Source organism: Streptomyces sp. NPDC053427, assembly GCF_044544985.1.
GTDB lineage: Bacteria > Actinomycetota > Actinomycetes > Streptomycetales > Streptomycetaceae > Streptomyces.
The window spans coordinates 390,831-413,602 of record NZ_JBITYA010000003.1 but is presented as its reverse complement, the minus strand read 5'-3'; the positions used below and the strand labels follow the sequence as shown (position 1 = coordinate 413,602).

Below are 22,772 nucleotides of genomic sequence, written 5' to 3'. Positions count from 1 at the left end.
AGCCCGAACAGCCCACCCGACGCCGCGTCGTCGCACGTACCAGGTCAGCACCCGTGCAACAGGTCGAGCAGCCGGTCTTCTTCGCGTTCGAATGCCTCGGTGGAGAGATGACCGTTCTCGTACTCCTGGTTCAGGGCGGCGAGCCGGACGCGGATCAGTGCCGGATCGTGGAGCTCACGATCGGCGGCCTCAGCGAGCTGGCCGGCGACCCAGGTCACGCCCCGCACGGGGGCGAGCGGCAGGGTGAGCAGTCCGCTGATCAGCCCCATGTCATGCCCCGATCCGTTCGGCGACGCGCTCGGGCTCAAGGAAGCTGTAGCACGGGAGAGGGCCGGCAACCTTCAGCTCCACCCGGTCGCGATGGCGCTGGGCCAGCCGCTGCACCTCCTCGGCGAAGCGGACGCAGTCACCCCGGCTGACCAGGAACGATACGTTCATCACGCACCCGGAGACCTCTGGCCCGGCAGCGATCGCATGAGCCGCACGGCGCAGCTCCTGTGCGGCGTCGCGCCCCGCTTCGGCGGCCCGGCGCGACAGCGCCGCCGCCACGGCCGACCCCAGGCGGACGTTCGCCTCGTAGCTCGGCCGGCGGCGCACCGCCTCGCGCAGCTCGCGGACGGCGCGGTCATCCTTGACGACGGCCGCGAGGGAATCCTTGGCCGGCATCGCCTTGACGTTGATCTCGACCCGGTCCGCGACCCAGTCCAGGACGGCCAGATGGCGATCCTCGGCATCCGTCAGTTGCCGGCGAACGGCCGTCGCGTCGGACGCGACCATACCGAACCGCATGGGGAGAAGCGGCCCCTGCTCGGCCAGCGTCAGCAGCAGCTCCTGGTGTGCCAGAAGGTCACGGCGGCGGGCGCGCAACTGCGGTGGGGCGGGGCTGACGACCGCGGCAACCTTCCCTTCAACGATCATCGTCACCGCCCCCGGCGGGTTACCCACACCGTGCAGAACCGTGGGCACCGGATGCGCCGCACGGACAATCCCGTAGACGTAGACGCCGTCGTCCGTCACCGGTCAGTCCTCCCCGGAGCTACGCCGGCGGGAAGCCGCTCCGGACCGGGCGGGGGCGCGCCGGCGTTTCGGCTGCGCTTCCTCCTCGGACTCCTCATCCGAATCGTCGCCCGCTCCCACCGCGGTGCGAACGGTGTCGCCGACGGATTTGGCCGCCTTCTTGACCTTGCTCTTCCCGATGCTCTTTGCGGCTTGGCCGCTGAACAGCTCGGGAACGGTGACACTTCCCGAGTCCCGCTCCAGGTCCAGTCGATTGCACGCTTCAGCGAAACGCAGATAGGTGTCGACGCTGGCGACGACGATGCGGGCATCGATCTTGAGGATCTCGATCCCGACCAGCGACACGCGGATGAACACGTCGATGACCATGCCCCGGTCCAGGATGAGCTCCAGCACGTCGTACAACGTGCCGGCTCTGGGAGGGCACGGGACTACCTCACCGGCAAAGCCGGAATAAGTGCTCGTGGCGGCCATCTAGTGACGTCCTTTCATCGCGTGAGGACCGTGCGCTCACTCGTCGGCCGAGCCTCGGCGATAGCGACGGGTACGGAAGTATTCGAGCAGCTCGCCCTGCTCGTCGAGCTTCACCTCGTAGGTGGCGAGCAGGCTCGTGGTGTCAGGAACGCGTGCCAGCTCGAGGACCTCCACCTCGACACACCAGCCATCCTCGCTGCGCCGGACGGCCGATACCCCCTCGGCACGATGGCTGATCAGGCTTTGCAACAACTCGGCCGCACCACGCGCCGCGGCCGCAGGCCCCATCGCAGGCGCCTTCTGCTTTCGGGTGGCCGTCGACGAAGTCCGTGTCCGCGATCGCTCTGCCATGTATCAAGTGTTATCGCCACCGTGACCATCGCATCCTGAGCAGGGCCGAACGGCGTCCCGTCCTGCATACGGACCTGTCGCGACCCATCAGGTTCGCCAGCGCAGTCTCCGCCTGAGGCCGGCGTCGGGCAGGTGACCGCGACGCTCTGGTGGCGATCGTGTTCGTCGCCACGTCGGGCTGCACTTGGAGGCAGCTGCCTCCAGTGTTCGGTCCGTGCCGGCAGACGGTCTACCGGCGTTCGCCCAGTGGAGCCGAGACCGGGTCTGGGCCCGGCTCCATCATGTCGTTCTCGACCCAGGCGAGGCCCGCGTCGAAGCGGGCGCGCAGGAACTCCAGCCGGTCCATCGTGGTGGGCGGGTGCGCGGCGAGCAGGTCGGCGGCGTCGGTCATCGTGCCTCCTCCGGTCCGGGGATGACGACAAGGCGGCCGGTGGAGGTTAGCCCGGCCGATACCACTTTCGCGTCGGCCTCGAAGCCGGCGTCGACCGTCAGCTCGAAGACGCCGAGGACTCCCGGGCCCGCCTGCGCTGGGGACCGCTCGCCAAGGTCTACCGGGAGAACGACACCTCGGCCTTCAAGAAGCGCAGGGTCATCAAGCCCGATGGCTCCATCGACTGGATCGTCCTGCGCCCCGAATTCCGCCAACTCCTGGCCGACCTCACCAACGGCGTCATCGACGGAGCACCGTTCGCCGCACGAGGACCTCCACAAGTACCGCATCCCGTCCGTCGGCCCGGTCGTTGGGCTCGGATCACTCCGGGGCGCCGGACCGATCTGAAGCACCCGGCCAAGGAGCGCGACGCGCAAGCGAGGGCCTAGCCCAGAGGGCATCCGCGTCTTCATGTCCGGCTCGCGGACAGACACCTACTCGGTGAATCGAGGCTTACACGTCACGGGCGATGGCCATGAAGTGTTCGAGCTCGCCGGGGATATCGGGGCCGGAGGGCTGGTAGACGATTTCGGTGATGCCGTCTCGTGCGTAGGCGCTGAGCTGGTCTCGGATGCGGTCGGGGGGTCCGGTGACGGTGGTGGAGGTGATTGCCTGCCAGCTTCCGGCGTTCCAGGCGGCGGTGTCGGCTGCGTTGAGGTCGGTGAGGTGCTGATCGTGTACGGCGAGGTGACGTTCGGTGCGGGGGCGAGCGGTGATGGCGTCGAGCCAGGCTTTTCCGCCGGGCAGGGTGGTGGGGTCGCCGCCGAATTCGTAGGCAGCGTGGTAGGCCAGTGCATTGCCGGGGCCGGCGGCGGCGCGGACACGGGGAGAGTCGAGTGGTTCCTCCTCGCCCAGGACGGTGCCGTGGATGCCCAGGGCGGCCCAGGTGAACTCGTGGGCATGGGCAGTTTCGCCGTTGACGGTGAACAGACCGTCAGCGATCTCGTGGGTGAGGGCAAGCCCTTTGGGGCCGAGAGCGGAGACCAGCACAGGGATGTCGATGGGGCGCTGCGGTGCGTTCGTACCGGGGTGCATCATGCGCATGGGGGCGCCGTCCCATTCCACGGTGTCACCGCGCAGTAGACCGCGTACCGTCCGGACGTATGCGCTGAGGTACGACCAGGAGGCCGGGGGTGCGCCGAGGGCGCGCGTGCCGTTGAAACCGGTACCGAAGGCGAGGGCCACTCGGCCGGGTGCGAGAGCGGCGAGGGTGGCGGCGCCGGAGGCGTTGACCATCGGATGGCGCAGCGTCGGGACGAGGACACCGGGGGCGAGGCCGATGCGGCGGGTGCGTTCGGCGGCCAGCGCAAGCATCGCCCAGACGTCGGGGCTTTGGGCGGGGGTGTCGTGGAGCCAGGCGCGATGGTAGCCCAACTGTTCAGCGGTGGCGATGTGTTCGGGAGAGTGCAGAGACGTGGCGAACTGGCAGGACACGTCCATCGGTCAGCCTCCTTGGAGAGAAAGGAAATCCCCACCTCCCAGGCTCACCCCTGGGAGCTGGGCGGGAACTTGGCGGTCACGAAAACGCTGTGGGGCCGTGGCAGATTCCGCGGACGACCACGGCAACCCGTACGTGGTCGGGACCGGCCGTGGCACTTCACGATCGATGATCTCGAACGGCCCGCCGATGGCGGTCACCGGCGCGGCTCGACAGGCACTCGTCTCGTCTGTATCCCTGTCTTGGGGAGCGGGCCTGAATCCGAAGCTCTACGCCGGCATGTGGTCGCGACGGGCCCCGCGAACTGAACGACACGGCCGGATGCGCCGTTGCGGAATTAGATCTGCGCTCTGCCGCCATCAATGAACAGTTCGATCCCCGTGACGAAGCTGGAGTCATCCGAGGCCAGGAAGAGCGCCGCCTTGGCGACTTCGTCGGGCTTCCCCATGCGGCCCATCGGAATGGTGGATGCAATCTTCGCGATGGCATCTTGAGGTTGCTCCGCCACAAGCGGAGTTTCGATCGGGCCAGGGCTGAGGACGTTGCACCGGATACGGCGATCCTTCAGCTCCACCGTCCATCCTCGGACGAAGTTTCGGACGGCGGCCTTGCTCGCACCGTAGACCGAGAACGCGGGGGTTCCCTTGACGCTCGCAACGGAGCCCGCAAGAATGACAGAGGCGCCATCATTCAATAGCGGCAGGGACTTTTGTACCGTGAAGAGTGCCCCCTTCACATTGATGTTGAAGATTTTGTCGAAATGCTCTTCCGTGACATCTTCCAGTGAAGCGAACTCACCCAGCCCTGCGTTGGCGAAAACGATATCGATTCGCCCCTTCGCTCTGACGGTCTCATAGAGGCGGTCGAGGTCGGCCAGTTCGGCGACGTCACCCTGAACGCCGGATACGTTGCCACCGATTGCCTTCACGCTTTCATCGAGTTCTTTCTGGCGGCGGCCCGTGATGAAGACATAGGCGCCCTCTCTGACGAAGAGCCTTGCGGTGGCCAGTCCGATCCCCGCGGTGCCGCCGGTGATGACCGCCACCTTTCCCTGCAGCTTGCCCATAGTCGCTACTCCCGACATGCTCAATCCTGACTGGCGGATGGTTCGAGTTCATTCCGGATGCCTCGCGAACATCTTAGTTCGGGGAGATCGGATCGAGTAGATATGCCCACGCCCAAGGCGGAATTAAAGCACCATGGGACAGCCTTTGGGCCCTGAGAGCACCTCAGGTGGTCCCATGCTCACGGATCGCGATGACCGATGACCGATGACCGATTCCCGATGGCTCAAAGCTAAGGGAGAACCGATCCAGCGAGTGAATTACTCCCCAGGTGAACGGAATTCGGCCAGTGGCGCGGTTCTGTGACGCAAAGCCAGTCGAGCCAGTGCTCTGCGCACGGCGCTGGACTGTCGTCGTATCACACGCAGCTCACGACGTGGGTTCGGGAAACCCATTGACTCGGTCATTCATCCCCGTGGCCCACTCTCGTGACCCGGTTGGAGTGCGCAGCTGCGCCTGCCGGTGCGGGTGGGTGACCACTCAAATGCCGTAGGTCTACTTCCCGCTCCCGGGCGAAGGCATCAGTCAAAGCTGAGTCGTGGTCGTCGAGATTTCCCATGAAGTGCTGGAAGAACACCAGCGGGGTGCCGTTGGGCTCAACGAGCGCCGGTAGGCGTACTGGACCCCGCCGGCTTCCACGAACTGGGGCAAAACCATGTCGTGTGTGGATCGCAGCATTGCCGTACGCCTCCTCGGCGCGAAGTAATGGCTAGTGCCGTGACCGCATAGGTTCACCGGGTCAACCGCCACGACCGCCACCCCGGCGAACCACCGCGGTCACAGCACGAGGTAGGCCGATCGACCTGTTCGGAGCTGTTCCCCTCACGATCGGGTCAACCAACCGGGTCGAAGCGGACGCGAACATCCTTGCCTGGCAAGGTCAGTTGGCGGTGTGACCGCCGTCGACGTTGAGGATATGCCCGGTGATGAATGAGGCTTCGTTCGATGCAAGGAAAACGATCGCGTCGGCAAGCTCCTTCGGGAGGCCGAGGCGCCCCAACGGAACATCCGCCACCAGAGCCGCTTTGTTCTCCGGTATGCCGGTAAAACGGGTCAGCATGCCAGTGTCCGTAGGACCAGGCGCCACGCCGTTCACGCGGATGCCGGACTTGGCGAGCTCGAGCGCCACGGACTTGGTGATGCCTTCGACGGCATGCTTGCTGCCGACATAGAGGGAGGCTCCCGCCGCACCCTCGTGCCCGTAGGTCGAGGAGATGTTGATGATGGTGCCGCTGCCCTGTCCCTGCATGACGCGCGCTTCGTGCTTCATGCTCAGGATCACGCCGAGAACATTCGTGTCGAACGTCGCGGCATAGCTTTCCGCGGTCTGGTCCGTGATCGGGCCGACCTTGCCTTCGGTGCCGGCATTGTTCACCGCGACATCGAGACGGCCGAACAGTGCGACGGTCTCGTCGACCAGAGCGCGGAGGTCATCCTCCTTGCGGACGTCCGCGTTGATGAACTCGGCCTCGGAGCCGAAAGAGCGCAGCTCCTCGGCGAGCGCCTTGCCTGCCTCATCGCGTCGACCGGCAACGACCACCTTCGCGCCCTTCTTGGCGAAGGCGACGGCGGCGGCGCGGCCGATGCCGCTGAGCGCTCCGGTGATCAGAATAACGGGCTGGTTCATTTCAACTCCTGTGCTTCTGTGCTGCCGGGCGACCTGGTCGCGGACGCGTGCGCTCGGACTCGGGTGCGCACTCCTTGGCCGCATTTCGTGTCTCAGCCGGCGACGAGGGCGAACTCGTTGCCTTCGGGGTCGGCGAGCGTTGCCCAGCGGGCAGAGCCCTGGGCGACGTGGCGGATCTGGCACGCACCGAGCGCGATCAGCCGCTGAGACTCGGCCTCGACGGTGGGGCTGATGAGGTCGAGGTGGAACCGGATCGCGGCTGAAGTGGCCTCTCCGGGCCGAGTGTGGCGAATTCGGGCCTCGCCTGAGGCGACTTCCCGCCCGAGTGCCTCGGCCCGGAAGTGCGCGAATTTCTCAGCGCCAGCGCCAGCGGCGTCGACGCCGAGTCCGTACACGGTGTCGCTCATGAGCGTGTGCCTCTCGGGGCAGACAGGTTCAGATGGCGGTGCGGCCGCCGTCGACGGCAACGGTCGCGCCGGTGACGTAGCCGGCCTTCGGCGAGACGAGGAAGGCGACGACCTCGGCGATCTCTTCGGGCTCGGCAGCGCGCTTCATCGCGGTGGTCTCGGCGAGCGCGTCGAACAGGCCGCGGGCCTCGGGCCGGGTGTAGACCGGGCCGGGGGCGACGGTGTTGAAGCGAACGCCGCGGCCGCTGTACTCAGCGGTCCAGCCCCGCGTCAGTGATGCCAACGCGGCCTTGGTCGCGCCGTACGCGGCGCCGGTGGCCAGGCCGAGGCTGCCGGCCATGCTGCCGATGTTGATCACGCTGCCCGACCCCTTCGCCGCCATCGCCGGAGCGAACGCGGCGACGAGGAAGAACGGCGCGCGGACATTGCTGGCGAACATCGCGTCGTACTCGGAGACCTTCATCTCCTCGGTCGGTGCCCAGATGGCTTGCCCGGCGTTGTTGACCAGGACGTCGATCTCGCCGACCTCGCCGGCGAGCCGGTCGATGCCGGCCGGGTCCTCAAGGTCCGACTCGACGAACCGGGCATGGCCGCCGGCCGCGGTGATCTCGTCGACGGTCTCGGCGCCTCGCTGAGCGTTGCGGCCGGACACAACGACGGACATTCCATCGGCAGCGAGCCGCTTGGCGACTGCCCGGCCGATGCCGGACGTAGCCCCGGTGACCAGGGCGGTAATGGGGTGCAGGTCGAGGTTCTTGTGCTCCACAGACATGGGATGCACCTTCCAGATTTGCTATCCAGACTGGTCTGTCTGGTAACAGGTTCAATCTAGACAGACCTGTCTGGATATGTCAAGAGGAACCCGCAATCAATTCAAGACAGACAGACCTGTCTGCTACTATGCGTGTATGTCTGAGAGGGTGCTGTCACCGAAGGCACGCAGCGCGGCAGCGCGGGCGCGACTGCTGGCCGCCGCCAACGAGCTGTTCTACGCCGAGGGTGTCCAGTCGGTCGGGATCGACCGAGTCATCGAGCACGCCGGAGTCGCGAAAGCCACGCTGTACAGCGCGTTCGGCAGCAAGGACGGCCTGGTCCGCGCCTACCTGCAGGCACGGCACGCCGCGACCGCCGAGCGCATGGCACACGAACTCGAGACCCGTTACGACACCCCGAAGGAGCGCCTGGTCGGCGCGTTCGAGGTGCAGGGGCTGTCGTTCACCGAGCCGGGATTCCGTGGCTGTGCGTTCATCAGCGCGAGTGCCGATGCCCCACCCGGCGGCGTCGTCGAGCAAGCCGCACAGGGCTACCGCACCTGGCTGCATGAGCTGTTCTTCGGCCTCGCCCAGCAGGCAGGCGCCAAGGATGCGAAGTCACTCGCCCACCAACTGGTACTGCTCTACGACGGCGCCGGGATCAGCGCCTGGCTGGACCGCGACCCCAGCGCCGAAACAGCGGCCCGCACCGTAGCCGCCGCCCTGGTCGACGCCGCCATCCCAGACTGAGACGGAATCACCCCGCGGCGACCGCGCTCACCAAACCTCGAGCCAGGGGACGGGAGTCGGACTGGCCCTCCCGTGGTGTGGAACGGTCACGATAATTCCCATGGGGAGGTTCATGGACTTCCCCATGGGAAATAGCGAACGTGTCTCGATGGGCATCCGGTACCACCGGCGCGGCGGCGCACTTCCTCAGGGCCGTCCGCCAGAGGCGGCGTTGGCTTGAACGGCGTCGGCCAGTAGCCGCTTGTGAAGCGGCGTTGGACGAAGCGCGGCAGCTCCGTCTCGTCTACGGTACGGAAACAAGCACAGGTCTTGGTGATCATGGAGTTGCGACACCCTGTGGTCACCGGGTACCTGCGTCTGTGCCGCCACCATTCGCTGATCGACCCGTTGTGGGGCCGATTTTCGGCGCTGCTGCCCGGGTAGCCGGCTCAGGCCGCGGGTGCGTTGGCCGTGGTTACTCGATCTGTTCGGTGGTCGCGATCGCCTGTCGCAGGGTCTGCCGAGCTTGCGCCAACTCGTTCGCGCGCTGGTCCAGGTGGGCGAGCTGGACTCGGAGCTTTTCCAGCACTCCTGGGCACGGACGCAGCGAGCCGTCCGCATTGCCACAGGGCAGCACTTGCCGGATCAGGTTGGTGGACAGCCCGGCCGCCAGCAGGGCGCGGATCTGCCTGACCGTCTGCTCAGTGGCGTCATCGTAGTCGCGGTATCCGTTGGGCTGACGGTTCGCGGTGAGCAGGCCGACGCGTTCGTAGTACCGGAGCAGGCGCTCGCTGGTCCCGGTGCGTTTGGCCAGTTGCCCGATCAGCATCGCCCCTCGTTTCTCCACTCGGCTTGACCTTGCCATGGTGCCAACGTTCAACACTGAGGCCAGCGGCCGTATTCCGCCGCTGTCACCGTTCATGACCAGGAGAATTCGTTGATTATCGACGCGCACAGCCATGTCCACGATCCCGTGCACAGCCACATCGCATTGCTGGACGAGGCAGGAGTCGACCGCGCCGTGCTGTTCGGCACCCGGCCGCATCCCGAGCGGGCCACCGACCTGGCCTCGTTCCGGCGCGAGATGAGTGTGCTGGACGAGACGGTCAGCGGACGGTCGAATGGTCCGGACAGTTACCAGGCCGCGTGGCGGGAACTCGACTCGGCGTGCGCGGCATACCCCGAGCGCTTCATCGGCTTCGGCAAGGTACGCCTGGACCTACCGGCCCAGCAGATCGCGGCGGACGTCGAGCGGGAGGTCGTTGGCCGGGGCTTTCGGGGCATTGGTGAGCTGACCCCGCCACCTGAAAGGGCCGGCCAGATCGAGCCGGTTCTGCAGGCAGCCGCCGATCACGGCGGGCTGCCGGTCGTCGTCCACGGGTTCGCGCCGACCACAGCGGCTGACCTGGCGACTCTGGCCGGTCTCGCGCGCCGTCACCCCACTGTCCCCCTGGTGATCAGCCAACTCGGCGGAATGAACTGGCTGACGGCCATCGAGCTGGCCCGGGAAACCCCGAACATGTACCTGGAACTGTCGACAGCGAACATCATCTTCGCGGTGCGACTGGCCATCAACGAGGTGCCCGACCGCACACTGTTCGGTTCGGACGCACCCTACGGCGACCCGGTTCTCGCCCGCGCCACCGTCGAACGAGTGACTCGGCCGGGTGCGCTCCGCGATCGCGTCCTCGGCGGCACCCTCGCGGAGCTGCTCGGTCTCTGACCGCACGCATGGCTCCGACCGTACGAGGAATGAGGTGGCGCAGATAAGGGTGCTGATGGGCGGCGGTTCGGGCGTTCGTCCCAACGGTGGGTCGTCCATGCCCGACGGATCAGGCTACGCGCGGTGATGATGGCGTCGGCCAGGTCGAAGAAGGCGTCGATGACAGTGCCCCGACGCTCGTAGCAGCGGGCGAGGCGGTGGCAGGCGTTCTGCCAGGCGTGGGTGCGTTCGACATGCCACCTCTGACTGGTCTGTATCGGCGCCTGCTCACCCTTGTGTGCAATGCGGCAGCGGAGGCCGCGTTCGTCGAGCAGGACACGGGTCTTGTCCGAGTCATAGCCGGCGTCCAGGTGCACGGTGATCTCCTCCGGCGGCGGTCCCAGGCCTGTCGTGGCACTCCCACGCGAGCTGTTTGAGCTTCGCAAAGACGCCAAGTCGGATCCACTCAACGCGACGGTTGCGCATCGTGGTGGCCGAGCAGGTCGTATCGGCGATCGCCTGGGGAAGTCCTACGTGGTGAGGCGGTCGTTGGTTCGGTCTGGGGCGGGGTACGTGGAGTTGGATTGTTCCGGACGGGCTGTGGGAGATCGCCAAGCCGCGGGTCCCTCCGTCGAGGGCGCGGCCGCAAGGCGGTGGAACGCGGGACACCCCCGATGAGACGCTGTTCGCGGCCATCATCTACGTCCTGGTCAGCGAATGCGCCTGGCGCCAACTGCCGCCCTGCTTCGGGATATCGGAGTCGACCGCCCACCGCCGGTTTCTGATCTGGTCGCGAGCAGGAGTCTGGGGCCGCCTGCACGAGGGGGTACTGCACCGGCTCGACGACGGCGGCCTCATCGATGCCACCCGTGTCGTCCTCGACACCGCCCACGTCAGGGCTAAAAAGGGGGGCGAACACACAGGTCCGAGCCCCGTGGACCGGGGCAACTTGTCCGCCTCACCACGTAGAACACGGTCTCAGGCGAGGAATGCCTTCCGAAGGAGTTCGCCGAACTCGGCGGGGTGCGTGGTCAGGCCGGTGTGTCCGCCGGGGAAGTGCAGGAGTTCCGTGCCGAGACGCTCGGCCAGGAGAGCGGCCGGACGGTAGGGCAGCTCGCCGCGTGAGTCGTGACCGCAGGCGAGCACGAGCCGGTCCGACAGCGCCTCCAGCCGGTGGATGTCCGGGGCGTAGGACATGAAGCTGGGCACGATGCGCCCGACGAAGTACGGGAGGTTGGCCATCGTCCGCTCGGCCCGCGCCGCTGCTTGCGGCGGAAGCTTGAGCTCGGCCTTCGGTTCGGTGGTGTCGCCGTCCTTCTTCAGACCCGCGGCGAACACGGCCATCGCCGGCATGAGCCCCTGGGTGCGGAACGTCTCCTGCACGCGCGCGATGAGCGCGCGATGTGCGGAGGCATCCGGCAGGACCTCCACTACCGGAGGCTCGTGCGCCACGACGCGTTCGACGCGTTCGGGATGGACGGTGAGCAGGTGCAGGGCGGTGATCGCGCCCGAGCTGGCGCCGAACACCGCGGCAGGCTCACCCGGCGACAGCAGCTCCAGTATGCGGAACGCGTCGTCGGCGTGCTCGGCCACGTGCTGCTCGGCCTCGGGGTCGTCCAGCGTGCTGCGGGACATGCCGCGCGGGTCGTAGGTCGCGACCGTGTATGCGGCGGCCAGGTCGTCGGCGACGCCGTCGTAGGAGGCCGCGTCGCCCGCTCCTCCGGGGATCAGCAGTAGGAGCGGGCCCTGGCCGCGCACTTCGTAGTGCAGGGTTGCGCCGTTCACGCGCAGGCTGCCGAGGGTCGGGGCGGTCATCAGGAGTCTCCTTCTCGGGACGGGGGCCAGTGCTCCAGGAGGGTGTGCAGGGCATCGAGGGCGCGGACCCAGGAGTGCTGCGGCGCACGCTCGTGCGCGAACCCGCCCGCCGCCTCCAAGGCGACGAACCCGTGGAACGTGCTGCGCAGCAACCGGACCGCGTCGGTCAGATCGGGCTCGGCCAGTCCGTAGCCGCGCAGCATGCCGTAGGTCAGCTCGACCGCGCGCCGTGGTCCGGGCGCTCTTGCGGCCAGCTCAGGGTCGATCTGGATCGGGGTCTGCGTCGCCATGTAGCGGCCCGGGTGCTGGCGGGCGTACTCCCGCCAGGCGTTGGCAAACGCGACCAGAGCGTCCTTGCCCGACCGCCCGGCGGTCGCCTCGGCGATACGGATGGTCTTCTCGTCCGCCGCCAGCAGCGCGATCCGTCCGCGCAGATCCTCCAGACTGCGGACGTGCGAGTAGAGGCTCGCATCTTTCACGCCGAGTCGCCGCGCCACCTGCGACATGGTCACCCGGTCGAGCCCGACCTCGTCCGCCAGCTCGGCGCCCGCACTCGTCACCCGCTCCGCCGTCAGCCCGGCCCGCGCCATACACCCTCCCCGTATTCCTAGTGGCCCTAGGTATAACCTAGGGGTCCTAGGGATGGCAAACGGGAGGCGGTGAGTCTCGTCGCCGCTCGGCGTCACGTCGTGTATCGCAGCCAGAGAGCTTCCCGCTGGGTGACCGCAAGCAGGGGATCAGAACTGGCCACGCGTGCCCCGGAGAGGACGTGAACGCCCTGACGGTGGCGGACGTCCCCGGTGAAGTCCCTGAAGCGGCAGGTCGGCGTGGTCAAGGACCTGGCCCTGGAAACGGTGAAGGAGCTGGCCTGTCGATGGGCCACGGCCGGGTGGAGGGGCCCCGGCGGTGATGACGGTGCGCGTGGAATCATCCGACGGCGACCACGAGTTGGCGGCCTACGTCACCGCGGCAGTCGGCTACTCCCCGACAGAGGTCGACCTCTCCCGCACCCTCCTGACCCGCCTCACGGAAGGCGCCGCGACGATGGCCACAACGCTGACTGCGATGTCGGAGTGGGGCCGCGGGGGGAGGGTCGCCTCGGAAAGCGGAACGGGAGGGGCTGTTGCGGGGTGGATGGGCCAGGGCTCGTCCGGCGGATCATGGGCCGGGCCAGGGCCGGACCGAGGCGAGGGCCGGCCAGTGCCTTAATCGTGTTGACCGCCCCCGGCAGGCAGTGCTGGAGTCGGCACGTGGACAGCATCCCCGCCAACCGGCGGCTCTGGAACCAGATCAGCAGCGCCTACCAGCACAAGCACGACCCGCAAATCGGCGCCACACCCCGGCTGTGGGGCATGTACTCCATCCCCGACGCGCACCTGCACGCCCTGGGCGACGTCACCGGCAAGCGCGTCCTCGAACTCGGCTGCGGCGCCGGCCAGTGGTCCAGGGCGCTCGCCGCCGAAGGCGCCACCGTGGTCGGACTCGACCTGTCCGAAGCCCAACTCGCCGCAGCGAACCGCGCGATGGGAGCGGCCCGCTACCCGCTGGTGCAAGGCGCCGCCGAACAACTCCCCTTCGCCGCCAACAGCTTCGACCTGGTGTTCTGCGACTTCGGTGGGCTCAGCTGGGCGCCCCCGCACCTGGCCGTCCCGCAGGCCGCACGCGTCCTGGGCCGAGGCGGTCGCCTGGTGTTCAACGTCGCCAGCCCATGGTTCGAAGCGTGCTACGACGAAGCCGCCAGCCGCGTGACCACGACGCTGCAGCAGGACTACTTCGGACTGAACACCATCGCCGAAGACGACGGCGCGACCAGCTATCAGCTCACCTACGGCGGCTGGGTCAAGGTCCTGCGCGGCGCGGGTCTCATCATCGACGACCTCATCGAGCCGCGACCCGAACTCGGAACACCCAACGGCTACAACGAAACCGACCCACCCGACTGGGCACACCGCTGGCCGGCGGAACTGCTCTGGGTAACCCACAAACCGTAAGTTCCGCCGCGCCGAGACGTGAAAGCATCCCCAGTGCGCGTAGTGCGCCGTGAACGCAGCGACGATCGGATCGGCCTGGGGCGAGGCCGGGTCGACGCCGGCGATCAGGACCGGGCCGGCCTGGTCACGGACGGCTGCGGCAATGTCGCGTCGCGGGCCCATCATGTCGCTTCGGGCCTGCTCGGCTGCTTGGTCCTCGGCCACCCGTCGCACCATGGCGCGGAAATCAGGGTCCAGAGATATTTCGGCCGACTCCACCCACGCTTGGACCTGCTCCGCCTCCGGGTTGTCGGGCAACTCGGGGGTCATCGAGCGCATGCCCCCGCGCATGCGGGGCGGCGTCAGGACCGCCGAAGACGGCGTCGAGGAAATCGCCGATCAGACGTCGGCGTTCGTCCTCGGAAGGCTGGGCCAGCCGGTGCATGAGTTCCGTCTCCTCAGGTGTGGACCCGCGCTCGGCCACCCCCGTCAGCACCGCGCGCCGCAGGCGCAGGACGCGGATCCGCGCTGCCAGTGCTTCGGCGTGCGCCGCGCCGACCCCGGGAACCGCGATGGCGATGGCGCCCGGCCTGTCCGCGGCGATGGTGGAGACCACCTCCCAGATCGCCGAGGACATCGTCACGCAGGTACGGGAGGGTGCCGAGCGCCTGGGCAACGTCTTCCGGGTGCGGTGGGAGTTCCACACCGTCGAGGGCGACGCGTTCGGCGGCCTCGTGCGGGTGGCCGACGAGCTGAAGGCCGACGCCGTGGTCGTCGGGGCCTCCGAACATGCAGGTCACCGCTTCATCGGCTCGCTCGCGGTGCGCTTGGTCAAGGCGGCCCGGTGGCCGGTCACCGTGGTCCCGTGATCGCTTCGAGGGACCGGAGTTCCACTCATGCGACGCGCCGCCTGCCGGGCGGCCGAGGCGGGTCAGCACTCCAGCACCGATACCAAAACGCTGCTGGAGTATGAGTACGGCAACGGTGTTTGTGCTGAGGGCTCTTGAACGAAGGCGCAGAGCCACGTGACGATCGCCGCAGTGTGCAGCTTTCAGGAAAATGTAGTTCGCGCATGTCGAACCGGGTGGCGACCGCCCGGAACTGCTTGAGCTTGTTCACACGGTCGTCCAGTGCGTTGCGGCCCCGGTACGGGGCATTGTTCGGCTACTCCTGTGCCGCAGCTGAGAGAGCCTCAGCTGCGGCCTCTGCGCCGTTGCCCGCACAAGCGTTGACCAGCCTCACCCGGTCTACTCGGCCGCGCTCAGCTCCTGGGTGAGGAGGGCGGCGTGATGGCGGCGGGCAACCTGCGGGTGGGCACGCAGCCAGCCCTTCAGCTCGTTGCGCCCGTACTCGGCGAACAGAGGGTTGGCCGGGTCCTGGGTGACGCCGGGGGCGTGGCCGGCGTGCGGGAACGGCAGCGGTGCGATGCGCGCGTCCAGGCGCGGGTTGTAGAAGAACGGCACGGAGTACCGCTCCACGGCCCCGGGCGGGCTGACTACGCGATGGTTGGTGGCCTTGAGGTAGCCGTTTGTGGCCACCTCCAGTAGTTCCCCGAGGTTGACCACGAACGCCCCCGGCAGCGGCGGAACGTCGTGGAAGTCCCCGTCCGCGCGCTGCACCTGGAGCCCGCCGACCTCGTCCTGCAGCAGCAGTGTGAGAAACCCGTAGTCCTTATGGGCGCCGACGCCCTGCCCCGTGCCATCGGTGGCACTGCCGGGGTAGCGGACCAGTTTCAGGTGCAGGTGCGGGTCGGTGGCGAAGACATTGTCGTAGAAGTCGGCAGGCGCGCCGATCGAGGCGAGCAGTTCGTGCAGCAGCCGGTTGGCGACCTCGGTGAGCCGGTCCACCCAGGCAAGGGCCGCGGCACGCAGCTCCGGCAGGGCGCCAGGCCACTGGTTGGGGCCCTCCAGCCACAGGTAGGCGGGCTCGCTCGGGCCGGGAGCGCGGGCGGGGCGCTCGGCGCCTATGTCGAGCTGGTCGCGCCAGTCGCGGCTGCCGCCGGTGTGCTCGTCGCCGATTCGGGTGTAGCCGCGGAAGTGCGGGGACTTGAGGTTGCTCACGGCGAAGCGGTCCGCCTCCGGAAGGGCGAAGAAGCGGCGCATGGCACCGAGGAGCGCATCGGTCTGGGCCGGGGCGACCCCGTGTCCGGTGAGCTGGAAGAAGCCGACATCTCGGGCGGCCGTGTGGAGCTGCGCGTGCAGGTGGGCGCGCTCCTGGGGATCACGGGACGCGGCTGACAGGTCAATCACGGGAAGCTGCTGCGACATGGTGTTTTCCGCGGGTGAGGGCCAGGCCGTACTCGGTGGTGGCCGAGCAAGCCGCGGCAGGCCCGGGTAGGGCGGGCCGCGAGGCCGGGCAGATGTGCAGAGGGAAGACCGCCTGCACGGAAGGGCCGGGCGGGCGGAGCGGAAGTCAGCCGGAGCGTCGACAGGACATGCTCGTGACGCGGAGGAGGTCCACGTGGCGGCGTCGAACGAGCAGGAGCATGGCAGGAAGGATACTGCGCCGACCGGCGGGCCAAGCATGGTGCACGTCACACGGAACCTTTCCCCGCCATGCCCTCATCGGAGAACCGGGCGTCGAGGCGTGGAGACGGTCTTGACCTCCGGCTTTCCTCGGTGGGTTGCTGACGGGAATTCGTGGCAGTGCGGAAGCCCACCGAGCGGTAAGGCTCCAGCTGGATGATCTTTGCTCCCTCTGTCCCTCAGCGGTCTCTGCCCAGTGTTCGGGGGGCGCCGGCAAGTCACAGCGCGTTCCGGAGCAAATCCCCCGCGGGTCGGCCAGTTCCCGCAGATCAACAGCGTGACGACACCAACGTCGCTGAAGTGCTCGCTTACGGAGGTGACCTCATCGAGCGGACGGCATCCGGCACGGGAGAGGTTGCCGGAGCAGGGAGGCGCTCCGGCAATTCGATGGCTTCGGCAGAGGACGGACGGAGGCCCGATATCGAGGCCCGGGCGACTGTCGCAGTTCGCGAGCCCAGCGCGGCCGATATGAGTGCGCTCGGTGAGCGGTTGCGGCATTGCGCGGGAGGGAGGCACGCGAGCGGGTCGGGGACCAGGCCGGGGGGTGCCTCCGTCCTGCCGGACCCGCCGATGTTCGGCTGCCGATGTTCGGCTCACTGCTCGTGAAGGGCGCTGCGTTTCCTTGCCAGGGAACACCCGGGTGCCAGCGGAAGATGGATAAGGGGAAACGGAAAGGGATCTTCCATGTCTCACGCTTCCACCGTCGCTGTTCTCGGAGCAGGCGCACTCGGCGCCGCGATGGCGATGCGGCTCGGAGAGAGTGGCCACGAGGTTCGGCTGTGGAACCGTACGGAGGCGAGGGCCCGTGCGGTGGCGGAACACGCTGCCGGGGTCACGGCAGTGCGCGCGGTGGGCGATGCGGTCTCCGGCGCGTCGGTCGTCCTCACGGTGCTCCGTGACGGCGATGCGGTCGCGGAGGTCATGTCAGCTGCCATCGGTCTGCTCGACGACGACGCCGTCTGGGTACAGGCGAGCACGGTAGGGCCACGGAACGCCGACGCGCTGGCCGGTCTGGCTCGTGATCACGGTGTTGCGTACCTCGACGCACCGGTCTCGGGAAGCACCGCTCCCGCACGGCAGGGCAAGCTCGTCTGGCTGGTTGCCGGTCCCGAGGATGTCCTTGGACGGGCGCGTCCGCTGCTCGACGCTCTCGGTTCGTCCGTGCTCCATGTCGGGACGGGGGTCGAGGGAAACGCCGTCAAGCTCGCGGTCAACGCCTGGATGGCTGCCTCGACGGTCGCCATGAGCGATGTCCTTGCGCTGTGCGACGATCTCGGCGTCGACCACGCGACGTTCGTCCGAGTGCTTGAGGCGGGCCCGCTCGCCATGCCGTACGAGCTGCAGAAAGTGCGCGTCATGGACGACGCCTCATACGCGCCCGGATTCGCGGTGCAGCTGGCCCTGAAGGACATCGAACTGGCCGCAGCAGCAGCCGCCCCCAGCCCTCTGCTCCAGGCCGTCCGCGACCGCCTGGAAGCAACCGTCGCCGCCGGCCACGACAACGACGACCTCGCCGCCGTCGACTACCTGAGGAAGCCACCGTCGACTACCTGAGGAAGCCACCGTCGTAGTCCGCCTGCGAGTCCTTGCTCATCGGCCCTTGCCGGGTCGTATACCCCCTCCGGCCGGTCAGCTGCGCGGCCGATCGGTCGAGTCGTCCTCCAGGGATTGAGGTACAGAAACAATGACGCTTGCCGCCCAGGACCGCCGGCGTATCGGCTGGGTCGGTGTCGGCCGCATGGGCGTCCAGCTGGCTGCCCGCCTGCTGGACGCGGGGCACGACGTAGCCGTCTACAACAGGACCCGCGCCAAGGCCGAACCACTGGCCGAACGAGGAGCGACGATCGCCGACCGGCCGGTTGACCTGGCCGACCGGGACATCGTCTTCACCATGGTGACCGCCTCGGCCGCCCTGGAGGCGATCACCACGGGCCCCGGCGGCGTGCTGACCTCGTCGGACGCCGCGCCGAAGGTGCTGATCGACTGCTCCACGGTGTCCACCCAGGTGTCCGCGCTGGTCCGGAACGAAGCCGCCAAGCGTGGGACCGACTTCCTGGCCGCCACAGTGAGCGGGAACCCGAAGGTGGTCGCCGCGGGCAAGCTGACGGTTGCGGTCTCCGGCTCACCCGAGGTGTTCGGCCAGGTCGAGCCGTTGCTGGCAATGCTGGGGCGTGGGGTGACCTACGTCGGCGAGGGCGAAGCCGCCCGTCTCGTCAAGATCGCGCACAACGTCTTCCTCGGTGTCGTCACCCAGTCGCTCGCCGAGATCACCATCCTCGCCGAGAGGGGCGGTGTCAGCCGTGCCGCCTTCCTGGAATTCCTCAACGACTCCGTGATGGGCTCGGTCTTCACCCGATACAAGTCGCCCGCGCTGGTCAACCTGGACTTCACGCCGACGTTCACCATGCCGCTGCTGCGCAAGGACTTCGACCTTGGGCTCTCCGCGGCCCGCGAGCTGGAGGTCCCGATGCCGCTCGCCGCCGCCACGGCTCAGCTCGTCGCGGGTGCCATCGGCGCGGGGCATGTCGAAGAGGACTTCGCCTCCTTGATCCTCGAGCAGGCCAGAAACTCCGGCATCACGCTGGAAGCCCAGAACGTGCCAGTGGACGACGGTCTGTCACCGCAAACCTGACCTGCCGACCGCGACCACTGGTGCGGCCCGCCGGCCCCGACCGACGGTTTGCTCGACAATGCTCTCGTCTATCGGCTTCGGCCATACGCTCCGGCGACGATGACGACGCTGCGTCGTCGGCCGCCACCGCACGTGAACAAGGTGCTGGGCCCGGAAACTTGCCGAAGCCCGCCAGCTACGTCGCTCCGGGTGTGCCACGAGGCCGCACCCGGGAAGTAGGGCCAACCACGATCCTCGCCCGCACCGAGCTGGTGCGCGCGGCCCCGATGGGCGGCTCGTCCAGGGCGAACGGATCCCGTACGCCGCCACTCTCACCGCCCCGGCCTTGGGTACCACCCTTACCCCGAGATGTAGCCGCGGAATGTGAACCGCACCGCGGTCATGCCGCCGGTCCAATGGCCAGGACAGCGACCTTCCGACACCGAATTGCCCCGCGGTGTTGGCGGCCAGCAGCTGGAAGTTGTAATGAATATCGGGCTGGACGACTTTCCGGGGCAGCCCATCTGGTCGGGCGTGACTTCCCGTTACCTGGCCGCGGCCAGTGCCTCGATGACGTTGCGGAAGAAGTAACAGCGAACGCCTTGCCATGTATCAGCACGACTGTCTTCCCGTTCCCTGCAGGTCATTACTGAGCGGCAAGAACAGGACGGAGCAGGGATCATCATATTCTTCCAGGCGGATGCCCAGAGCTGGCAGCGGTGCCACTGTGGCATGACGATTTTGCGTTTACGGAATTCCCGGCTGCCTGCGCCATGGAGTTATTCACGTCGGGTTTTATGACTCGCGCCGGCTCAGCCATTCCTTCTCCTGGCCCGGGTCAGGCAGGTCCTGGCCCGCTTCGACAGCGGAACGCGCGGGACTGTCCTGGATCACCACCAGGATGCGGCGCTCGGGCATCCCGGTGGTACGGGAAGCGGCCCTCGACAGCTCGAGTGCCAAGCGGGTCGTCTCCTCCTGTGGGTGGCCGCGGCGTGCCCAGCCGGCGATCAGCAGCGGCTCACCGGGTTCTCCACCGATGTAGACGCTGTCCTGAGGCAGTTCGGAGAAGACCACATGGACGTAGGTGGGCGGCACGTGATTGATCTCCGCGTGGATTCTGGTGATCTCAGCGGCCAGTTCGCCTTCCGCTTGGCCTACGTCGCCCGCGACATCCGCGGTCAGCGCAACCGGCGACGACGGGGGAACCGGATACAGCAGGACGTGGGCGTTTATGCCTGGACGAGGAGATGAGTGGGATCGCTCGGGCCCAGGCGATCCACCACGCCGACGCTTCCGACCGCCCGCGGGTACCGGATAGCACGCGAGCGGCAACGCCGGATTTCTCTCTTACGCTGCTAAATTCGCGAAGAGTGCCTGGCGGCGGGCGTCAATGCCGACTACCGGCTCTGCATTCGGCCGACGGCCGGATCCGGAGCTCCCCGGGTATCGCCGACCGGCCATCGGGACGACGACGCAAGTGCGCGACGAAGGGACATGCTGTGCCGACTGTCCGTCAAGCCACCATCGATCTGCTCAGGCAGCACGGGCTGAACACTTGGTTCGGCAATCCCGGCTCCACCGAACTGACCCTGCTGGACGAATTCCCCAGCGACTTCCGCTATCTCCTGGGTCTGCAGGAAATGGTGCCGGTCGGCATGGCCGACGGCTTCTCACAAGTCACCGGACGTCCCGCTCTGGTCAACCTGCACACCGCGCCCGGCCTCGGCAATGCCATCGGCGCCCTGTACAACGCCTACCTGAACAAGACGCCGCTCATCGTCACCGCGGGCAACCAGCGTCGTGCCATGCAGAATCAGAAGACCCTTCTGACCAACGAGGACGCCGTCATGGTCCCGCGTCCGTTCGTCAAATGGTCCGCCGAGCCGGCCATTGCGAGCGAGGTACCCGCGGTCCTCGCCCGCGCCATCCATATCGCGATGTCCCCGCCCACCGGTCCGGTCTTCGTCTCCCTGCCGATGGACGACATGGCCTTCGAACTCAACGACGTCCAGACTGCGGAGGTCGAGGCGATCCGGGACCGGGAGGTCATTCATGCCGGAGGCTTCCGCAAGGACCTGGCGAAGAAGATCGCCGACCGGCTCGCCGCCGCGAAGTCGCCCGCCTTCGTCGTTCACGGCGACCTGGAGCACGCCGGAGCCTGGGACCTGGTCGTGAAGCTGGCCGAGCGCAGCAAGGCCGCCGTGTGGACTTCGCCGCTCCCGGGGCTGTCCGGGTTCCCGGAGAACCACCCTCTGTACCAGGGCCTGCTCCCGCCCGGCGCCGGCTGGATCTCCGAAGAGCTGAAGGGCCACGACCTCGTCGTGGTCCTGGGCGGCCCGGCCTTCCGCTACTACCCCTACATCCCCGGCCCGTATCTGCCCGAGGGCACCTCGCTCATCCACCTCACGAGCGACCCGGACGAAGCCGCCCGCGCGCCCATCGGCGACGCCTACGTGGCGGACGTCCGGGCCGCGGTGGAAGCTCTGCTGGGCGAAACCTCCGAATCGTCGCGCACGGCCCCCCAGGCCCGGCCCGACCTGGCGCGCCCGGAACGGGCCGAGGCCCCGATGCAGGCGGCGGACCTGTGGACGGCCGTCGGCCACGCCGCCCCGGCGGACGCCCTGTTCGTGAGCGAGGCTGGTTCCAACGAGGTCCCGATCACGGAATACGTACGGCCCGGCGCCGCCCTCTCCCACATGTCCGCTGTCGGCGCGGGCCTCGGATTCGGGCTGCCCGCCGCTGTCGGCGCCCAACTCGGCGCCCCGGGCCGTCCGGTGATCGCCCTCATGGGCGACGGGTCGATGCACTACGCGATCACGTCCCTGTGGACCGCGGCCCACTACAAGATCCCGCTGACGATCGTCGTCTCCTCCAACGACGAATACGGCGTCCTCAAGCAGTTCGCCAACATCGAGAGCACCGTCGGCATCCCCGGACTCGACCTGCCCGAGCTGAACATCGCGGCCACCGCCGCGAGTTACGGCATCGACGCTCACGAGGCCAACGACACCGACCAGGTCGCCGAGATGCTCCGCGCCGGAGTCGCCGATCGGGGCCGCCCGACCCTCATCAACGTCCGGACGAACAAGGTCAAGAAGGTCGCCCCCCGCCTGACCTGAGCCCGCCCACCCCGGCAGAGACGGTCGGCGCGTATCCCACCGCCCCGTCCGTCGCTGCCGGGCCGAGCAGAGGGCCCGGTCGGGACGCCGGTGAACGCACCCTTCTTCACCGTCAACGATCGGGGCAGGCTGCCAGCGGGTGCGGCAGCTGGATGAGAAGGGCAAACTGGTCACGATCGGCCTCGGCCCCTGAGTGCCGAGCCAACGCGCTCTGAGGTGAGCCATGAACGGGGAAGCTGACATCCCGAGGCTCGTCGGCGTCCACCACCTGAAGCTGCCGGTACGCGATCTCGCCCGCTCCGAGACGTGGTACGGGCGCACGCTCGGCTACCGGCGGGCGGCCGAGTTCGTCGAGCAGGGGGCGTTGACAGAGATCGTGCTGAGCCATCCGGCCGGCGGACCGGACCTGGTGCTGCGGCTCGCCCCGGACCGGGCCGAGGCCGCCGCCGGCTTCGACTACTTCGCGATCGCGGTGCCCGACAGCGCCGCGATCGAGGCGCTCGCCGCTCGCTTGGAGGCCCTTGACGAGCCGCACGGCGGCGTCTGGCGCGGTCTGCGCGGATGGATGCTGCCGCGACTGCATGACCCCGACGGTCACGAGGTGCGTTTCTACACTGTCGAGGAACACACCTCGGGCGAACCCGGCGAGGTCATGCGCATGGTGGACCCGCAGGAAAACGCCGAGCAGGTGCGGCCCGCCGCGCCATAGGCGGCCCGACCGGAGGTTTGCCGACCGCCCCA

The 22,772-nt window shown here is 68.0% G+C and carries 22 protein-coding genes and 4 pseudogenes; 10 read left to right on the top strand and 16 right to left on the bottom strand.

Annotated features, from left to right (window positions below; genetic code table 11):
* Positions 1–44: 44 nt before the first annotated feature.
* From ACIGWZ_RS09910 to ACIGWZ_RS09895, 4 genes are read right to left on the bottom strand one after another with little or no spacing between them, the layout of a single operon-like run.
* A complete protein-coding gene (locus ACIGWZ_RS09910; RefSeq protein ID WP_393547316.1) occupies positions 45–269 on the bottom strand; it encodes a gas vesicle protein GvpG in 225 nt (74 codons plus the stop codon).
* A gap of 1 nt (position 270) precedes the next feature.
* Positions 271–1,017, bottom strand: a complete 747-nt coding sequence (locus ACIGWZ_RS09905; RefSeq protein ID WP_400062671.1) for a GvpL/GvpF family gas vesicle protein — start codon at positions 1,015–1,017, stop codon at positions 271–273.
* A gap of 3 nt (positions 1,018–1,020) precedes the next feature.
* Entirely contained in the window at positions 1,021–1,491 is a 471-nt protein-coding gene (gene gvpJ, locus ACIGWZ_RS09900) for a gas vesicle protein GvpJ (protein WP_400062670.1), read from the bottom strand.
* A gap of 36 nt (positions 1,492–1,527) precedes the next feature.
* Positions 1,528–1,842 carry a gas vesicle protein gene (locus ACIGWZ_RS09895; protein ID WP_400062668.1) on the bottom strand — a complete coding sequence of 105 codons (315 nt, stop codon included), beginning with the start codon at positions 1,840–1,842 and terminating at the stop codon, positions 1,528–1,530.
* Positions 1,843–1,958: 116 nt separating this feature from the next.
* On the opposite strand from ACIGWZ_RS09895, the pseudogene ACIGWZ_RS09890 reads away from it, so the two are divergent.
* Positions 1,959–2,158 (top strand): annotated as a pseudogene (locus ACIGWZ_RS09890) (transposase); the annotation flags it as partial.
* A 567-nt stretch (positions 2,159–2,725) separates the two neighbouring features.
* Here the strand turns inward: ACIGWZ_RS09890 and ACIGWZ_RS09885 are convergent.
* The 5 genes from ACIGWZ_RS09885 to ACIGWZ_RS09865 all read right to left on the bottom strand — a co-directional run bounded on the left by ACIGWZ_RS09885 (position 2,726) and on the right by ACIGWZ_RS09865 (position 7,580).
* Positions 2,726–3,712, bottom strand: coding sequence for an LLM class flavin-dependent oxidoreductase (locus ACIGWZ_RS09885; RefSeq protein ID WP_400062666.1), 987 nt, complete (start codon positions 3,710–3,712; stop codon positions 2,726–2,728).
* 335 nt (positions 3,713–4,047) lie between these two features.
* A complete protein-coding gene (locus ACIGWZ_RS09880; RefSeq protein WP_400062664.1) occupies positions 4,048–4,776 on the bottom strand; it encodes a glucose 1-dehydrogenase in 729 nt (242 codons plus the stop codon).
* A gap of 878 nt (positions 4,777–5,654) precedes the next feature.
* On the bottom strand, positions 5,655–6,401 hold the full coding sequence (locus ACIGWZ_RS09875; protein WP_400062662.1) for an SDR family NAD(P)-dependent oxidoreductase: 747 nt from the start codon (positions 6,399–6,401) through the stop codon (positions 5,655–5,657).
* A 92-nt stretch (positions 6,402–6,493) separates the two neighbouring features.
* The gene (locus tag ACIGWZ_RS09870; protein WP_400062660.1) at positions 6,494–6,808 is read right to left on the bottom strand and encodes a VOC family protein; all 315 of its coding nucleotides are present in this window, start codon (positions 6,806–6,808) and stop codon (positions 6,494–6,496) included.
* 28 nt (positions 6,809–6,836) lie between these two features.
* Positions 6,837–7,580, bottom strand: a complete 744-nt coding sequence (locus tag ACIGWZ_RS09865; protein WP_400062658.1) for an SDR family NAD(P)-dependent oxidoreductase — start codon at positions 7,578–7,580, stop codon at positions 6,837–6,839.
* Positions 7,581–7,716: 136 nt separating this feature from the next.
* On the opposite strand from ACIGWZ_RS09865, the gene ACIGWZ_RS09860 reads away from it, so the two are divergent.
* Positions 7,717–8,310 carry a TetR/AcrR family transcriptional regulator gene (locus ACIGWZ_RS09860; RefSeq protein ID WP_400062656.1) on the top strand — a complete coding sequence of 198 codons (594 nt, stop codon included), beginning with the start codon at positions 7,717–7,719 and terminating at the stop codon, positions 8,308–8,310.
* 454 nt (positions 8,311–8,764) lie between these two features.
* Here the strand turns inward: ACIGWZ_RS09860 and ACIGWZ_RS09855 are convergent, their stop codons facing one another.
* Complete coding sequence (locus ACIGWZ_RS09855) at positions 8,765–9,250, bottom strand: MerR family transcriptional regulator (protein WP_400062654.1); 486 nt, start codon at positions 9,248–9,250, stop codon at positions 8,765–8,767.
* Here ACIGWZ_RS09855 and ACIGWZ_RS09850 point away from each other — a divergent pair.
* Complete coding sequence (locus ACIGWZ_RS09850) at positions 9,227–10,012, top strand: amidohydrolase family protein (RefSeq protein ID WP_400062652.1); 786 nt, start codon at positions 9,227–9,229, stop codon at positions 10,010–10,012. The genes ACIGWZ_RS09855 and ACIGWZ_RS09850 overlap by 24 nt on opposite strands.
* A gap of 56 nt (positions 10,013–10,068) precedes the next feature.
* Here the strand turns inward: ACIGWZ_RS09850 and ACIGWZ_RS09845 are convergent.
* Positions 10,069–10,513 (bottom strand): annotated as a pseudogene (locus ACIGWZ_RS09845) (transposase); the annotation flags it as partial.
* 37 nt (positions 10,514–10,550) lie between these two features.
* Here ACIGWZ_RS09845 and ACIGWZ_RS09840 point away from each other — a divergent pair.
* A pseudogene (locus ACIGWZ_RS09840) lies at positions 10,551–10,937 on the top strand (transposase); the annotation flags it as partial.
* Between the two features lie 32 nt (positions 10,938–10,969).
* Here ACIGWZ_RS09840 and ACIGWZ_RS09835 read toward each other — a convergent pair.
* Positions 10,970–11,806: an alpha/beta fold hydrolase gene (locus ACIGWZ_RS09835; RefSeq protein WP_400062650.1), complete on the bottom strand. Its 837-nt coding sequence runs from the start codon at positions 11,804–11,806 to the stop codon at positions 10,970–10,972.
* Positions 11,806–12,396: a TetR/AcrR family transcriptional regulator gene (locus ACIGWZ_RS09830; RefSeq protein WP_400062648.1), complete on the bottom strand. Its 591-nt coding sequence runs from the start codon at positions 12,394–12,396 to the stop codon at positions 11,806–11,808. The genes ACIGWZ_RS09835 and ACIGWZ_RS09830 overlap by 1 nt, the downstream gene beginning before the upstream one ends.
* A gap of 660 nt (positions 12,397–13,056) precedes the next feature.
* Between ACIGWZ_RS09830 and ACIGWZ_RS09825 the strand changes: the two genes are divergently transcribed.
* The gene (locus ACIGWZ_RS09825) at positions 13,057–13,797 is read left to right on the top strand and encodes a class I SAM-dependent methyltransferase (protein ID WP_400062647.1); all 741 of its coding nucleotides are present in this window, start codon (positions 13,057–13,059) and stop codon (positions 13,795–13,797) included.
* 33 nt (positions 13,798–13,830) lie between these two features.
* Here ACIGWZ_RS09825 and ACIGWZ_RS09820 read toward each other — a convergent pair.
* A pseudogene (locus ACIGWZ_RS09820) lies at positions 13,831–14,341 on the bottom strand (MerR family transcriptional regulator); the annotation flags it as partial.
* Here ACIGWZ_RS09820 and ACIGWZ_RS09815 point away from each other — a divergent pair.
* Entirely contained in the window at positions 14,298–14,645 is a 348-nt protein-coding gene (locus ACIGWZ_RS09815; RefSeq protein ID WP_400063260.1) for a universal stress protein, read from the top strand. The pseudogene ACIGWZ_RS09820 and the gene ACIGWZ_RS09815 overlap by 44 nt on opposite strands.
* Before the next feature lie 378 nt (positions 14,646–15,023).
* Here the strand turns inward: ACIGWZ_RS09815 and ACIGWZ_RS09810 are convergent, their stop codons facing one another.
* On the bottom strand, positions 15,024–16,043 hold the full coding sequence (locus tag ACIGWZ_RS09810) for an isopenicillin N synthase family dioxygenase (RefSeq protein ID WP_400062645.1): 1,020 nt from the start codon (positions 16,041–16,043) through the stop codon (positions 15,024–15,026).
* A gap of 870 nt (positions 16,044–16,913) precedes the next feature.
* Between ACIGWZ_RS09810 and ACIGWZ_RS09805 the strand changes: the two genes are divergently transcribed.
* Positions 16,914–17,855 carry an NAD(P)-dependent oxidoreductase gene (locus ACIGWZ_RS09805; protein ID WP_400063258.1) on the top strand — a complete coding sequence of 314 codons (942 nt, stop codon included), beginning with the start codon at positions 16,914–16,916 and terminating at the stop codon, positions 17,853–17,855.
* A 130-nt stretch (positions 17,856–17,985) separates the two neighbouring features.
* Positions 17,986–18,933: an NAD(P)-dependent oxidoreductase gene (locus tag ACIGWZ_RS09800; protein WP_400062643.1), complete on the top strand. Its 948-nt coding sequence runs from the start codon at positions 17,986–17,988 to the stop codon at positions 18,931–18,933.
* 774 nt (positions 18,934–19,707) lie between these two features.
* On the opposite strand, the gene ACIGWZ_RS09795 is transcribed toward ACIGWZ_RS09800, so the two are convergent.
* Complete coding sequence (locus ACIGWZ_RS09795) at positions 19,708–20,244, bottom strand: tautomerase family protein (RefSeq protein ID WP_400062641.1); 537 nt, start codon at positions 20,242–20,244, stop codon at positions 19,708–19,710.
* A gap of 167 nt (positions 20,245–20,411) precedes the next feature.
* Here ACIGWZ_RS09795 and mdlC point away from each other — a divergent pair, with 167 nt between their 5' ends.
* Positions 20,412–22,031, top strand: coding sequence for a benzoylformate decarboxylase (gene mdlC, locus ACIGWZ_RS09790; RefSeq protein WP_400062639.1), 1,620 nt, complete (start codon positions 20,412–20,414; stop codon positions 22,029–22,031).
* 223 nt (positions 22,032–22,254) lie between these two features.
* On the top strand, positions 22,255–22,740 hold the full coding sequence (locus ACIGWZ_RS09785) for a VOC family protein (protein ID WP_400062637.1): 486 nt from the start codon (positions 22,255–22,257) through the stop codon (positions 22,738–22,740).
* Positions 22,741–22,772 lie beyond the last annotated feature (32 nt).